Source organism: Halorubrum sp. SD41 (assembly GCF_058630335.1).
Map to the genome: position 1 here is coordinate 18219 of NZ_JBZVGZ010000019.1, position 13071 is coordinate 31289.

A 13071-nucleotide genomic window follows, 5' to 3' on the forward strand; every position below is an offset into this window, starting at 1 on the left:
GGACCCGGTCGACCGTCAAGACCACGCTTAAGCCCGCCGGTCTCCGACTCCCGGGCATGCAACCACGCGATCTCTCGGACCACTCCGAGTACGTCCCGGGGCGGGGCGTCGAGGAGGTCGCCCGCGAGCGCGGGCTCGACCCCGACGACCTGATCAAGCTCTCCTCGAACGAGAACCCGCACGGCCCGAGCCCGGCGGCCGTCGAGGCGATCCGCGAGCACGCCGACAGCGTGAACCAGTACCCGAAGTCGTCGCACACGGACCTCACCGCGGAGATCGCCGCGAAGTGGGGCGTCGACGACGAGCAGGTGTGGGTGTCGCCGGGCGCCGACGGCTCGATCGACTACCTCTCTCGGGCGGCCTTGGATCCCGGCGACGAGGTGCTGGTGCCGAGCCCCGGCTTCGCCTACTACGCGATGTCGTCGCGGTACCACCACGGCGAGGTGACGGAGTACGACCTCACTCCGGCCGACGGCTTCGCGCAGGACGCGGAGACCGTCCTGTCCGCGTACGGCGGCGAGCGGATCGTCTACGTCACCTCCCCGCACAACCCCTCCGGCTCGACGATGCCACTCGACGAGATCGAGGCGATCGCGGACGCGACCGCCGAGGAGACGCTCGTCGTCGTCGACGAGGCGTACGGCGAGTTCGCCGAGGTCGACAGCGCGATCCCGCTCGTCGACGAGCGCGACGACGTGGCGGTCCTCCGCACCTTCTCGAAGGCGTACGGCCTCGCGGGGCTCCGGATCGGCTACAGCGTCGTCCCGGAGGCGTGGGGCGAGGCGTACGCCCGCGTCAACACCCCGTTCGCGGCCAACGAGCTCGCCTGCCGCGCCGCGCTCGCCGCGCTCGACGACGACGAACACGTGGAGCAGTCGGTCGAGACCGCCCGATGGGCCCGCGAGTACATCGCGAGCGAGCTCGACGCGCCCACCGTCGACTCCGCGGGCAACTTCGTCCTCGCCGCGGTCGGCGACGGCGAGCGCGTCGCCGAGGCGGCCCAGGAGCGCGGCGTCATCATCCGCGACTGTACCTCGTTCGGCCTCCCGGAGCACGTCCGGATCTCGACGGGCACCCGCGAGGAGACCCGCGAGGCGGTCGCCCTGCTCAACGAGACGCTGGCGGACCTCGAACTCGGTGTCCGCGCGTGAGCGACGGCGACACCGAGGCCGCAGCGGACGCCGACGCCAGCGGAGGCGCCGACGGCGGCCGCGCCGACCGCGTCGCCGTCACGGGCACGCCCGGAACCGGCAAGTCGACCGCGACCGCGCTGCTCGAAGGCGAGTACGAAGTGATCCATCTCAACGACCGGATCAAGGAGGACGAGGAGCTCTGGACCGAGCGCGACGACGACCGCGACACGCTCGTCGCCGACCTCGACGCGGTCCGCGATCACCTCGGCGACTGGGCCGGCGTCCTCGACTCGCACCTCGCTCACCGGTTCGACGTCGACCGCGTGGTCGTGTTGCGCTGTCGCCCCGAGACGATCGAGTCCCGGCTCCGCGAGCGCGGCGAGTCCCCGGAGACCGCCGCGGAGAACGCCGAGAGCGAGGCGCTCGACGTGATCCTCTCGGAGGCGGTCGACGAGCACGGCGTCGAGAACGTCTACGAGGTCGACGCGACCGACCGCGACCCCGAGGCGGTCGCCGACGCGGTCCGCGCCGTGATCGAGGGCGAGCGGGAGCCGAGCGCCGGCACCGTGGACTTCATCGATTATATATGAGCCGGCCGCAACCCTCGGGACGGTAGATGACTCTCGACCAGTACCGGTCCGTGGCGGACCGCCTCCTCGGCCCGTGGGTGTCGGCGGCCGACAGGCTCGGCCTCTCGCCGGACCAGGTGAGCGTTATCGCTTTCCTCGTCGCGGTCGCGGCCGCCGCCGCCTTCGCCGCCGGCTCTGCTCCCCTCTACGCGGCCGGCGCGCTGCTCGTCCTCCTCAACGGGTGGCTCGACGTGGTCGACGGGGCGCTCGCACGCCATCAGGGAGTCGCCTCCGACGGCGGCGACTTCCTCGACCACGTCCTCGACCGCTACGCCGACGTGGCGATCATCGCGGGGTTCACCGCGGGGATCGAGGCGTACGCCCTCGGCTTCGCCGCCGTCACGGGCGTCCTCCTCACCTCCTACCTCGGCACGCAGATCCAGGCGGTCGGCATCGGCCGCGAGTACGGCGGGCTCCTCGGCCGGGCCGACCGGCTCGCGCTCGCCGGGATCGTCGGCGTCGTCGCCGCGGTCTACTCGGCGCCGATCGTCGCCGGCCTGAACGTCGTCGGCGTGCTGCTCGCGCTGTTCGCCGTCGTCGGCCACCTCACCGCGGTCCAGCGGTTCCTCGGGGCCTGGCGGGACCTGTAGCCGGCTTCGAGATCGCTATTTAAAACGGCGCGTCGGTCGAGCCGCTCGGCGCGCTCGCTTCTCCCCTTCCACCCACCGGGTTCGACCCGATTCCCACGCCCTCGTCGCCCTCAGCCTCCACGTCGCCCGTTTCGAGGAACCGGTCTTCCAACTCCGCGAGCCGGTCGTTCACCGCCTCGCTCTGGTTGTGCATCGGGGCCGCGCGGACCCGGACGAGGTCGTACTCGTGGCGGTCGGCGAGGCCGTTCCACGCGCGGAAGGCTCCGATAGTCAGCGTGTGCGTCTGCGGGCAGAACGCGGTCGTCGGCGTGAACTCCGCGCGGAGGACGCGGTCGACCCCGCTCCCGTCGAAGGCGTCCCCGCCGGCGTCAGCGGCGTCGACGGCGTCGGCCGCGTCGCCGCGCTCGACGGCGTAGCGGAACCCGGCGTCCTCGTGGCGCGTGTCCAGGTTCAGCCGCGCGAGGTTGTAGTCGAACGTCATGTCGTACACCGTCCGCGCCTCGAAACACTCGCGCGTGAGGCGGTGGAACGCGAGATGGTCCGCCCCCGTGAGCACGTCGTGGCCGTCGAGGAACCCGCCCGGTCGCGGGAGGTCGTCCGCGACGAACTCGTCGTAGCCGTCGAACAGGTCGTCCTCGTCGGAGCCGAAGGGAGACGGGAAACTGGGCATGTGCGTAAGGTGGCGGTCCGCCGGGGTACTCCTGACCCCGCAGATGTTCGGGCCGTCACTGGCGAGCGGGCCTCAGCCGTTTCCGTCCGGCCCCGAGCGCAGTTCCGTCGCCCGCGCGTGGACGCCGTCGACGGCGTCGCGGACGACCGACTCGTCGACGTCGAACGCCGCTGCGGCGTACGCAACCGACCGGCGGACGGCGAGGTACGTCATTCGGATCCCCTCGTCGGCGCGGGCGATCGTCGGCGGGACGCCCCGCCTGCCGGTCTGCTTCTCGTCGAAGCCGTCGGTGATCGCGTACAGGTCGGCGTACAGCCGGGCCGCCGCCGCGATCTCGAACGACGCGATCCGGCCGTCGGGGCCGTCGACGTGGTAGGCGTCGGGTCGCATGCGCTCCTCGTGAACGACCCGCAGACCGTCGTCGTACGCTTCGATCACCGTCTCGTCGCCGTCGTTCATGAGCGGGGGACTCCGAACACGTCACGCAACGAGGGATCAATTTAAAAGTGTCCGGTCGGAACGAGGGGTATGCCCACTTTCGAGCTGAACCTCTCGGACGACGTGTACGCGGAGTTTCAGCAGCTGGCGGACGACGAGTTCGTCTCCGAAGAGCAGGCCGCGGAGGACCTCATCGCGTCCGGCATCGAGGCGTACAACGTGAGCGTCGTCGACGACGAGCCCCGCGACGAGATGCTCGACGGCGCCGAGAACAACATGTTCGACACCGCGGAGGACCCGGGCAGCATCGAAGACGACCGACTCTAAGTACTCGCGCTCGGCTGCGCTCCTTTTAAACGAACCGCGGTTCAGTACCCCAACCCGAACAGCCGGTTCGCCGACAGCGTCGCCAGTCCGAGCGCCATCACGCAGGCGAGCAGTCCGAAGGCGACCGCCCACCCCGCGGCGTCGGAGACGGTGCCGACGACCACGCTCCCGGTGGCGCCCGTCACCATGTACGCGGTGCGGACGAGCCCGAAGCCGGCGCCGCGCTCAGTGTCGGACAGGAGGTCCATGAACCGCGACTGGACCGGCGCCCCCCACGACATCGCGAGGCCGACGAGGCCGACGCCCGGGACGACGGCGGCGATCCCCCAGTCGAACGCCGCGGCCGCGACGAGGGTCCCGTAGCCGACGACGCCGGCGCCCATCGTCACCATCGCGGTGGCGTCGCGGCCGATCCGGTCGGACACCGACCCGGTCACCGGCTGCGTGCCGCCGTGGACGAGGAAGTACACCGAGAACAGAAGCGCCGACAGCGCGCTCGACAGGCCGGTCCCGAACTCCAGAAACGTCGGGAGGAACGAGGCGGTCGCCTGCCACGTGAACGCGCCCATCGTCGCCAGCGCGGTCGTGTAGAGGATCCGCGGCCGCGAGAGCAGTTCGACGAGCGGACCGAGCGCGAACCGCTCGCCCATCGGCTGGTCGGGGCGGAGGGGTTCGGTCGGCCGGACCCGCCACGCGAACAGGACGAAGACGGGGACCGCCACGGCGGCGCCGAGGAGGACGCCGGCGCGCCAGCCGTACCGCGACCCGACGAGCGCGGCGGCGGGCGGCGCGGCGAGTCCCGCGAGCGGCCCGCCGGCCACGTGGACGCCGACCGCGCGGCCGGTGTCGTCGAACTGCCGCGTGAGGAACGTCGTCGCGACCGAGTAGTGGAGCCCCGCCCCGACGCCGAGCGCGGCCGCGAACAGCCCGAACGCGAGCATCGACGGCGACGCCGCGAGGAGGACGGAGGCGACCGCGGTTGCGCCGACCGCGGCGAGGATGACGCGGCGCTCGCCGTAGCGGTCGCCGAGGACGCCCGAGGGAAACTGCGCCAGCGCGTAGGTGAGCCACATCCCGCTCAAGGCGAGCCCGACGGTCCCGTTGGTCACGCCGAACCGCGCCGTGATCTCGGGGACGAGCGGGCTGACGACCAGCCGCGCCACCATCGTGCCGGTGAACGCGAGCGTACAGAGCGCGAGCGCCGCGTGTTCGTACCGCCAGTTCACGGTCGCCGTTCCCGGCACGGGTCAAAGCGGCTTCCGATCGCGGTCAGACGGGCCGGGTGTCGCGCGGCGCCGCGTCGCCGACGGCGATCCGGGCGCCCCGCGGCGGCTCACTCCGCCGCGAACCGGATCGGGTAGTCGGTGAGGTTCTCGTACCCGTCCTCGGTGACGACGACGAGGTCCTCGATCCGGACGCCGCCGACCGCGGGGTCGTAGAGGCCGGGCTCGACGGTGATCACGTGACCCGGCTCCAGCTCCTCGCCGCCGTTCGCCAGCCGCGGCGACTCGTGGACGTCGAGCCCGATCCCGTGACCGGTGGAGTGGATGAACCCGGTCTCCGTCTCGGGGTCGGTCCGGAAGGTGGGCTCGCCCGCCTCCTCGTACACCTCGCAGGCGGCGGCGTGGACCTCCTCGCCCGTGGCGCCCGGCTCGACGGCGTCGAGCGCGGCGTCCAGCGCCCGCTCGGTGAGGTCGTACCACTCGCGGAGGGTCTCGCTCGGCTCGCCGACGCAGAACGTCCGCGTCATGTCGGCGTTGTACTTCGTCGCCTTCGAGCGCGGGAAGATGTCGACGATGATCGCCTCGTCGGCGCGGAGCGGCCCCGAGCCGCGGTCGTGCGGGTCCGCGGCCTGCGCGCCGCCGGCGACGATCGTCTCGTCGAGCGCGCAGCCGCGGCGCAGCAGCGTCACCTCGATCTCCTCGGTCACCCGCTCGCTGGTGAGCGGCTCGCCCCCGTGGAGCAGGGTGCCGGGCTCGACGTCGCCGTCCGCCGGGACGTCCTCCCCGGCCACGTCGGCGCCGGCGATCAGCTCCTCGGCGGCCCGCATCGCGGCCTCGTTCGCCCGCTGCGCGTCGCGGATCGCGTCGATCTCCTCGTCGGTCTTCACCGCGCGGACCTCCTGTAGTCGATCGTCGGCGTCGACCGCGACGTCGATGCCGCGCTCGCGGAGGGCGTCCGCGGTGCCGACCGGGCCGCGCGGCGGCATCGAGACTGACTCGACGCCCTTGTCGCGGACGAACGCGGCGTACATGTCGTTGCGCTCCTCGCGGCCGCCGTACTCGAAGTCGTAGTCGGCGTGGCGCTCCACCGTGTCCGCCGCCGCCTCCGCCGTCGCGCGGCCGTACTCCAGCCCGCTGACGAGGAGGTGGACCTCGCCGTCGGCGTACAGCGTGAGGAACGGGTCGGGCCCGGTGAACCCGGAGAGGTACAGCTGGTTGGCGTCCTCCTGCGAGGCGTCGAGCAGGTAGCCGTCCGTGTCGAGGTCGGCGAGGCGGTCGTCGAGTCGCGCTCGGTTCATACCTGCCCCTGTTCGGGCGACGGTCAAAGCGGTTGTCCTCGCGGAACCGGCCGAACGGCGGGGCCGTTGACGGCGCCGAGAAAGGCAGATACCGCTCACTCCGGAACGAGGCGGCTGCGATGTCGACCGACCGACGAACTACCCTCCGTTCGCTCGTGTCCCTCCCGTCCGGCTGGCTGCCCGTCGACGTCGCCTGCGGGAGCGGCGCGGCGCTGCTCGGACTGGCGCTCACGTGGGTCGGACTCGCGTTCGCCGGCGTGTCACCGGGCGACTCGGCCGTCGCCCGGCGTGGTCGGCGGACAGATATCCGCGGTCGAGGGGACGGTCTGGTTCCGCTTCGACGCGCACTGGTCACGCGAGCGACGAGGCGCTCCCGATCTCCGACGCGGACGGGGTTCCGGTGACGGATGCGGCCGGCGTCACCGCCGCCCCCGACCTCGTCGCGACCCTGCTACTCGTGTCCGGGACCGGCGTGGTCATCGGCGGCGTGGCCGGCGCGGTCGCGACGGCCGCGACCGGAGACTGACGGACGGATCGGACGCTCGGGCGGCGTCCGGCTTCCACGAAACGCCTATATACTATATCCCGCGCTTTCACCGTCGGATCGGTTCTCGCGACGGGTCGACTCGCACCGTCACAAATTCCGAATCGTACAGGGTTCTACACGTTGAATTCGGCCGTGTCTCGGCGGCACCAAACACGCAAACATTTAAGTTCGTCGCTCACTTACCCGAAGGTGAGGAAAACACCGAGACCCGTCTCTCGGTTTCGTTGTTCCCTCCACGCACCAAACCAATGAGCGAGAACCTTCGAACGTACACGACCGAGAACGTCGACGACGAGAGCGAGACCGAGTCGGAGAGCGAGGCAGAGGAGCTGCGGTGCCCCGAGTGCGGCGGCCAGCTCGCGACCGACACGGAACACGGCGAGACCGTCTGTGTCGACTGCGGGCTGGTCGTCGAGGAGGACGAGATCGACCGCGGGCCGGAGTGGCGCGCGTTCGACTCCAAGGAGAAGGACAGCAAGTCGCGGGTGGGCGCCCCGACGACGAACATGATGCACGACAAGGGGCTCTCGACGAACATCGGCTGGCAGGACAAAGACGCCTACGGCAAGTCGCTGTCCAGCCGACAGCGCGAGAAGATGCAGCGGCTGCGGACGTGGAACGAGCGGTTCCGCACCCGAGACTCCAAGGAGCGAAACCTCAAGCAGGCGCTCGGCGAGATCGACCGCATGGCCAGCGCGCTCGGCCTCCCCGACAACGTCCGCGAGACCGCCTCCGTCATCTACCGCCGCGCGCTCGACGAGGACCTGCTCCCAGGCCGCTCCATCGAGGGCGTCTCGACGGCGTCGCTGTACGCCGCCGCCCGACAGGCGGGGACGCCCCGCAGCCTCGACGAGATCGCGGGCGTCTCCCGGGTGGAGAAAGACGAGATCGCCCGGACGTACCGCTACGTCGTCCGCGAGCTGAAGCTGGAGATCCAGCCCGCCGACCCCGAGAGCTACGTCCCGCGGTTCGCCTCCGACCTCGGCCTCTCCGACGAGGCCGAGCGCCGCGCCCGCAGCCTGCTCGACACGGCGAAGGAACAGGGGATCCACTCCGGCAAGTCGCCGGTCGGGCTCGCCGCGGCCGCCGTCTACGCCGCCTCCCTGCTCGTCAACGAGAAGGTGACCCAGAGCGAGGTCAGCGAGGTCGCGAACATCAGTGAGGTCACCATCCGGAACCGGTACCACGAGCTCCTCGAGGCCGAGGACTCGGTCGCGCTGAACTGACGCGTCGCTCCGCGTCCGGTCGTCGTGACGTTCGATTTCCGCCGTTTTCATCCGCGTTCTTCGTCCTCCCAGTACCCCACGTCGTCGCCGATCCGATAGTATCCCGACAGCGACCGCTCCTCGCGGCCGCCGGGCGGCGAGCCGACGTACACGCCGAACTTCTCCGAGTCGGGGTACAGGGTCACGTCGGGCTCCCGCATCGTCGAGACGACGAGGTAACGCAGCGTGTCGTCGCCGTCGTTCACCACGCGATGGCCGCCCGAGGCGTCGGCGGGGAACGCGGCGTACTCCCCCGGTCGAAGCGGGTGCGTCTCCTCGTCCAGCCGCAGCGTGCCTTCGCCCGCGAGGACGTACAGCGCCTCCTCGTTGGCCGTGTGGTAGTGGTACGGCCACGACCGCTCTCCGGGCGGCAGTTCGTAGAGGCTACACCCGAGGTCCTCGCCGCCCGCCGCCGCGCCCAGACGCTTCCGCCGCCAGGCGGCGTCGTCCGCGTCGGGGGCCGTCCACGACAGGTCGTCCGCGTTGATAGGTGGCATGGACCACTGTTAGGTGGGAACGCCAAAATCGTTCGCGTCGCCGAGGGAGCGTCCGTCGTCCGGCCCGCGCCCCCGCGTCGCGGCGTCCGCCCGAGCCGAAACCGCGAAGGCGACGCGTCGCCACCCGCGGACATGGAGACGACTCGCCACTTCACGGCGACGACGTACATCGTCCACGACGGCGCGACGGCCCTTCACGACCACGAGCGGCTCGGAATTAAGCTGCCTCCCGGCGGGCACGTGGACCGCGACGAGCTCCCGCACGAGGCCGCTCGCCGCGAGGTCCGCGAGGAGACGGGGCTGACCCCCGAGCTGGTCGCGACGGAGTCCGAGGTTACGGGCCCGAACACCCGCGGGCTCCCGGAGCCGGCCCACCTCATGCTCCACGATATCAACGTCCACGAGGACGGGTCGGTGGGCCACCAGCACGTCGACCACCTCTACTACGCCCGCGTCGACTCCCGCGAGATCGCTCCCAACGGGGACGACGAGGTCGACCCGGCGCGCTGGCGCTGGTACACCTCGGAGGAACTGGCGGCGAGCGACCTCCCGGACGACGTCGTCGACCTCGGTCGAGAGGCGATCGCCGCCGTCGGAGGGGACTGAACGAAGGGCGTCGCGGCGTCAGACGGCCGTCTCACGCTCCGGAAGGTATTTGGGTCGGTGTTGGCGACGTAAACGCAAGGATGGACGCACAGCGACGGGAAGCGATCACCGAGTGGGACGACCGCTCCTTTTCCGACGGGTTCGCGGGGCTCCGGCGGATCGTCGACGACGGGTTCTCCGGCGCGGCGACCGACGGGACCGGGTGGCTGTTCCTCGTCGACGGGCGCGTCGTCGGCGTCGTGGACGCGACGCTCGACGCCTTCGCCGACGCCGCCGGGACCGTCTACCGGGCCCCGGACGACGCGCTCCCCGTGCTCTTCGCGATGCAGGAGCTGGGCGGCGAGCCGCGGGCGAAGTACTACACCAACGACACGCCGCTGAAGGAGGCCGACCGGAAGCTCTCGCAGGGCGGGTTCACCGGCTACATCGAGCTGTCGGAGAACGTCCTCTCCGGCGACTACTACGTCGCCTACACCGGCGGCGAGTCGATGGCGGCCGCGTACGTCGGCAACGCGCGGCGGCTGGAGACGGGCGACGACGCGTTCGACCTCGCCGCCGACGAGGTCGGCATCTACACGGTGTACGAGGTCGACCTCGACGTCCGCCCGCTCCCGGACGGCGACGACGCAGAAGATGCGGACGACGCGGGCGACGCGGGTGAACCGAGCGCCGCGGTCGACCCGACCGAGACCGCCGGTTCCGACGACGCGAGCGACGCGGACGACGGACCGTCGGACGCCGAGAGCGACGCCGAGCCGGAGACGGCAGGAGACGACGGCGGCCCCGCGAGCGCGGTCGGTCCCGCCGCGAGCGCCGGCCGAGACGGCGACCCGACCGCCGCGAGCGGAAGCGACGAGTCGCCGGGTGTCGACGCGAGAGACGAACGCAACGGGGGCGAGGCGTCGGCGGAAGAAGGATCGACGCCCGACGAGGTCCGTATCGGCGACGCGGAGTCGGCCGAGCGGGACGCCGACGGACCGGCCGGATCCGACCGCGTGCGCCGCCCGCCGACCGAGCCCGACGGGGCGTCCGATTCGGAGTCCGACGCCGGGGACTCTCCCGACCCGAACGCCGCCGACGCGCCGGACTCCGAGGACGTCTTCTCGGAGGAGGCCGAGTGGCGGGAACAGAAGTCGATCCCGGCGCTCGACCCCTCCGAGGCGGGCGGGGAGCCCCGGAGCGCGGAAGAGCGCCGCGCCGCGTCGTCGCGGCGCTCCCGCTCGGGCGCCGACCGCGGCAGGGCCGATCGGGACGGGTCGAACGCGAACGGCGGGTCGCCGTCGCCGCGCTCCACCGACGGAACGTCGTCGGGGCCGTCCGCGGTGTCGAAACGCGACGGACGCGACGCGCAGGGCGGCGCCGACCCCGATAGGGTTCGAAAACTCGAGGCGGCCTTAGAGGAGACGGAGACGGAGCGGCAGTCGCTGGCGGAGGAGCGAGACCGGCTGGCGACCGAGCGCGACGAGGTCGAGTCGGAGCGCGACGAGCTGGCCGACGAGGTCGACCGGCTCGAGTCCGAGGTCGACGAGCTCAAGGAGGAGCGCGACCGGCTCCGCAGCGAGCTCTCGAACGCCAAAGAGCGGCTCCCCGACGCGGAGCGGACGCTCACGCCGGGCGAGGCGCGTAACGGGACGAACTTGTTCATCAGGTACGACTCGAAGGAGGGCGCGACGCTGGCGGACGCCCACGAGGGGACCGTCGACCGCGAGGCGCTTCGCGAGAACCTCCGGGTCGAACACCACACGAGCTTCGAGACGGACGGCCTCGCGGTGGACGGCCGGCCGTTCGCGGAGTTCTTAGAGGACACCATCGAGTACGGCTTCACCCGCTGGCTCGTCGAGGACCTCCCGTTCGAGGTCCGCGGCACCGGCAACGAGGGGACACTCCGCGACCTCTACGACGCGCTTCCCGAGATCGACCGCGCCGAGATCGGCGGGACGGTGTCCGTCGAGCTCCGAGAGGGCGGCGAGGAGGTCCGCGAGCAGCGGGCGTTCGACCTCGTGTTGCGCGACCGGATGGGCCACCCGCTGTTCGTCGCCGACCTGAACGACAGCCGGGACCCCACGCCGGAGGGAACGCTGGAGTCGCTCGTCGAGAACGGGCGCGACATCGCGGCCTCGAACGAGACGTTCGCCGGGGCGTTCGCGGTGACGGAGAGCTTCTTCGAGCCGGGCGCCTTAGAGACCGCGAGCGACGCGGTCGGCGGCGGCCTGTTCAGCCGGTCGAAGCGGGCGAGCTTCGTGAAGCTCTCGCGCAAGCAGGGGTACCACCTGTGCCTCGTCGAGGCGCGCGACGGCGGGTTCCACATGACGGTCCCCGACTTGTAGCCGTCACGGGACCCTGTCGGAGACGGCTACCGGGAGCGCAGAAACGCGTCAGTCACGTCGGCGGGCGAAATCGAAATTCAGGTCAGTTCTCCAGTTCGGCGGCGTCGTCGATCCGCATGGAGCCGAGCTTCTCGACGGTCTCGTCGAGCTTCTCGTCGAGTTCGTCGACGAACTCGTGGGTCCGCTCCGTGGTGATCGCGCCCTGGCTGGACGGCTCGATGAGGTTCTCCTCTTCGAGGACCCGCAGCGAGTAGCGGACCTTGTGGTGCGGGTAGCCCGTCTCGTTCGACATCTTCACGATGCCGATCGGCTCGTTCTCGATGACCATCCGCAGGACTTGGAGGTGACGTTCCAGCATGTCTACCTCCTTCTCTAGTCGATCTATCATGGCACATGTTAACTCGTCATGCCCCCGTTTAAAAGTTGCTGTCGGCGGCCGGGGAGGCCTCGTCAGATCGCAGGCTTTGACGTGGGAGTAATTAACGTGTTCGATCGCGGCACGGCGGCAGAGTTATAAATACGACAGTAAATCCTCGGAGATCAGGTCCAGTTCTCAGTACTTCCATCGGAATTCAGAGAGCTATAGCGCCGATTTGACGTCGCTCCTGATCAGTTGGTTTGTAGAACGAGTCAAGATAACCACTTGAGGACATTTTTGTATCCCCACGTTTCCGCCACTCCGTTTTCGGAGACAACTGAGCGGTCGTCTCCACCAGACTCTCGGCTCGGAACTGCTACCCCGAAAAACGAGATATTTTTATTTGATTTGGCTGTGTATAGTATGTCCCAAATGCCTGGCACCGAAACGGTGTCGTCTATGGTATCGAGTAACTCCGAGTCGACTGAACTCCCGGACCCTCGGATAAAACTCAATAATCCGTCGCTACTAACGACATCATCGTTCGGCTTGTAGTCGAGAATATCCGTACCGATAGCGACGAGGGCGATGTCCTTTTCTTCGGCCACTGTTCGCAAATCGCGTGCGTCGTATACGGGCGTGTGCTGATTAGTCATGAGCAGTTTATGGAAGTTTAATAGGAAAATCACGGTATCGCTCTGAAAGTATTCGTGCTTAATCACCGTTTCTCGTTCTTCTATCGACATAAGGAAACTGGAACCATCATCGTGTGTTTCGAGTTCTTCGTACTGTCGTTCGATCGAATCCGTATCTTGTTGGTTCCAGGGAGGGTCGTCACGAATGAGTTCTATGGACTCTCCCGGAAAATCGATAATTGTGATTTCGTCAGGTCGCCCATCTCGTGCGCCCCCGCCCAGCGTTACGTCGACAATATATAGTTCCGGATTTTGGTGAGGGTACTGGTGGCTCTCAAGTAGTTGCGACAAAATGCGCTTCTCAAAGTCCTCGGGCCTCCCATACTGCATCCGGTGACTCACCACCGTATCTTCGCGGTTCTGTAAGTGACTGAACAGGCCGCCTGTGAACGTCGATTTTCCTCCCATTTGGCCAGAGTACAAAAGGATCCGATTTGACATGACTCATAATTTGACCGTTAGTAAATG

General features: G+C 69.3%; 15 protein-coding genes. 8 read left to right on the forward strand and 7 right to left on the reverse strand.

Translation table 11 applies throughout. The annotated features are described in order from the left end of the window. The first annotated feature begins 56 nt into the window (after positions 1-56). Genes hisC through AC4NMM_RS10380 form a run of 3 tightly spaced genes read left to right on the forward strand, consistent with a single transcriptional unit; the run spans position 57 to position 2352 of the window. Positions 57-1151 carry a histidinol-phosphate transaminase gene (gene hisC, locus AC4NMM_RS10370; protein ID WP_491924210.1) on the forward strand — a complete coding sequence of 365 codons (1095 nt, stop codon included), beginning with the start codon at positions 57-59 and terminating at the stop codon, positions 1149-1151. After that, positions 1148-1723, forward strand: a complete 576-nt coding sequence (locus AC4NMM_RS10375) for an adenylate kinase family protein (RefSeq protein WP_096393108.1) — start codon at positions 1148-1150, stop codon at positions 1721-1723. The genes hisC and AC4NMM_RS10375 overlap by 4 nt, the downstream gene beginning before the upstream one ends. A 26-nt stretch (positions 1724-1749) precedes the next feature. Then, positions 1750-2352 (forward strand): CDP-alcohol phosphatidyltransferase family protein, encoded by a 603-nt coding sequence (locus AC4NMM_RS10380; RefSeq protein ID WP_096393107.1) that lies wholly within the window; start codon positions 1750-1752, stop codon positions 2350-2352. A gap of 19 nt (positions 2353-2371) precedes the next feature. Here the strand turns inward: AC4NMM_RS10380 and AC4NMM_RS10385 are convergent, their stop codons facing one another. Next, positions 2372-3022, reverse strand: coding sequence for a DUF7998 family protein (locus tag AC4NMM_RS10385; protein ID WP_491924211.1), 651 nt, complete (start codon positions 3020-3022; stop codon positions 2372-2374). A 72-nt stretch (positions 3023-3094) separates the two neighbouring features. Beyond that, positions 3095-3481, reverse strand: a complete 387-nt coding sequence (locus AC4NMM_RS10390; RefSeq protein WP_096393105.1) for a hypothetical protein — start codon at positions 3479-3481, stop codon at positions 3095-3097. 69 nt (positions 3482-3550) lie between these two features. On the opposite strand from AC4NMM_RS10390, the gene AC4NMM_RS10395 reads away from it, so the two are divergent. Then, a complete protein-coding gene (locus AC4NMM_RS10395) occupies positions 3551-3787 on the forward strand; it encodes a DUF7120 family protein (RefSeq protein ID WP_096393104.1) in 237 nt (78 codons plus the stop codon). Positions 3788-3828: 41 nt separating this feature from the next. On the opposite strand, the gene AC4NMM_RS10400 is transcribed toward AC4NMM_RS10395, so the two are convergent. After that, positions 3829-5013 carry an MFS transporter gene (locus AC4NMM_RS10400; RefSeq protein WP_096396086.1) on the reverse strand — a complete coding sequence of 395 codons (1185 nt, stop codon included), beginning with the start codon at positions 5011-5013 and terminating at the stop codon, positions 3829-3831. 107 nt (positions 5014-5120) lie between these two features. Further along, the gene (locus AC4NMM_RS10405) at positions 5121-6308 is read right to left on the reverse strand and encodes a M24 family metallopeptidase (protein WP_491924212.1); all 1188 of its coding nucleotides are present in this window, start codon (positions 6306-6308) and stop codon (positions 5121-5123) included. A 400-nt stretch (positions 6309-6708) separates the two neighbouring features. Here AC4NMM_RS10405 and AC4NMM_RS10410 point away from each other — a divergent pair, with 400 nt between their 5' ends. After that, complete coding sequence (locus AC4NMM_RS10410) at positions 6709-6834, forward strand: hypothetical protein (protein WP_269459580.1); 126 nt, start codon at positions 6709-6711, stop codon at positions 6832-6834. 269 nt (positions 6835-7103) lie between these two features. Then, positions 7104-8081, forward strand: coding sequence for a transcription initiation factor IIB (locus AC4NMM_RS10415; protein ID WP_096393102.1), 978 nt, complete (start codon positions 7104-7106; stop codon positions 8079-8081). Positions 8082-8128: 47 nt separating this feature from the next. Here AC4NMM_RS10415 and AC4NMM_RS10420 read toward each other — a convergent pair whose 3' ends face one another. Then, positions 8129-8617: a cupin domain-containing protein gene (locus AC4NMM_RS10420; RefSeq protein WP_096393101.1), complete on the reverse strand. Its 489-nt coding sequence runs from the start codon at positions 8615-8617 to the stop codon at positions 8129-8131. A 132-nt stretch (positions 8618-8749) separates the two neighbouring features. Here AC4NMM_RS10420 and AC4NMM_RS10425 point away from each other — a divergent pair, with 132 nt between their 5' ends. Further along, complete coding sequence (locus AC4NMM_RS10425) at positions 8750-9223, forward strand: NUDIX hydrolase (protein WP_096393100.1); 474 nt, start codon at positions 8750-8752, stop codon at positions 9221-9223. Positions 9224-9303: 80 nt separating this feature from the next. Next, positions 9304-11550 (forward strand): DUF7527 domain-containing protein, encoded by a 2247-nt coding sequence (locus AC4NMM_RS10430; RefSeq protein ID WP_096393099.1) that lies wholly within the window; start codon positions 9304-9306, stop codon positions 11548-11550. Between the two features lie 82 nt (positions 11551-11632). On the opposite strand, the gene AC4NMM_RS10435 is transcribed toward AC4NMM_RS10430, so the two are convergent. Both AC4NMM_RS10435 and AC4NMM_RS10440 read right to left on the reverse strand, forming a co-directional pair. Continuing rightward, entirely contained in the window at positions 11633-11938 is a 306-nt protein-coding gene (locus AC4NMM_RS10435) for a hypothetical protein (RefSeq protein ID WP_004595838.1), read from the reverse strand. Positions 11939-12180: 242 nt separating this feature from the next. Further along, complete coding sequence (locus tag AC4NMM_RS10440; RefSeq protein ID WP_157745911.1) at positions 12181-13044, reverse strand: hypothetical protein; 864 nt, start codon at positions 13042-13044, stop codon at positions 12181-12183. Positions 13045-13071: the final 27 nt, after the last annotated feature.

What these genes read in the sequence shown, in the direction of transcription:
- hisC (WP_491924210.1), top strand. Translation starts at nt 57, where the DNA reads ATGCAACCACGCGATCTCTCGGACCACTCCGAGTACGTCCCGGGGCGG.
- AC4NMM_RS10380 (WP_096393107.1), top strand. Translation starts at nt 1,750, where the DNA reads ATGACTCTCGACCAGTACCGGTCCGTGGCGGACCGCCTCCTCGGCCCG.
- AC4NMM_RS10385 (WP_491924211.1), bottom strand. Translation starts at nt 3,022, where the DNA reads ATGCCCAGTTTCCCGTCTCCCTTCGGCTCCGACGAGGACGACCTGTTC.
- AC4NMM_RS10390 (WP_096393105.1), bottom strand. Translation starts at nt 3,481, where the DNA reads ATGAACGACGGCGACGAGACGGTGATCGAAGCGTACGACGACGGTCTG.
- AC4NMM_RS10395 (WP_096393104.1), top strand. Translation starts at nt 3,551, where the DNA reads ATGCCCACTTTCGAGCTGAACCTCTCGGACGACGTGTACGCGGAGTTT.
- AC4NMM_RS10405 (WP_491924212.1), bottom strand. Translation starts at nt 6,308, where the DNA reads ATGAACCGAGCGCGACTCGACGACCGCCTCGCCGACCTCGACACGGAC.
- AC4NMM_RS10415 (WP_096393102.1), top strand. Translation starts at nt 7,104, where the DNA reads ATGAGCGAGAACCTTCGAACGTACACGACCGAGAACGTCGACGACGAG.
- AC4NMM_RS10420 (WP_096393101.1), bottom strand. Translation starts at nt 8,617, where the DNA reads ATGCCACCTATCAACGCGGACGACCTGTCGTGGACGGCCCCCGACGCG.
- AC4NMM_RS10425 (WP_096393100.1), top strand. Translation starts at nt 8,750, where the DNA reads ATGGAGACGACTCGCCACTTCACGGCGACGACGTACATCGTCCACGAC.
- AC4NMM_RS10430 (WP_096393099.1), top strand. Translation starts at nt 9,304, where the DNA reads ATGGACGCACAGCGACGGGAAGCGATCACCGAGTGGGACGACCGCTCC.
- AC4NMM_RS10435 (WP_004595838.1), bottom strand. Translation starts at nt 11,938, where the DNA reads ATGATAGATCGACTAGAGAAGGAGGTAGACATGCTGGAACGTCACCTC.
- AC4NMM_RS10440 (WP_157745911.1), bottom strand. Translation starts at nt 13,044, where the DNA reads ATGTCAAATCGGATCCTTTTGTACTCTGGCCAAATGGGAGGAAAATCG.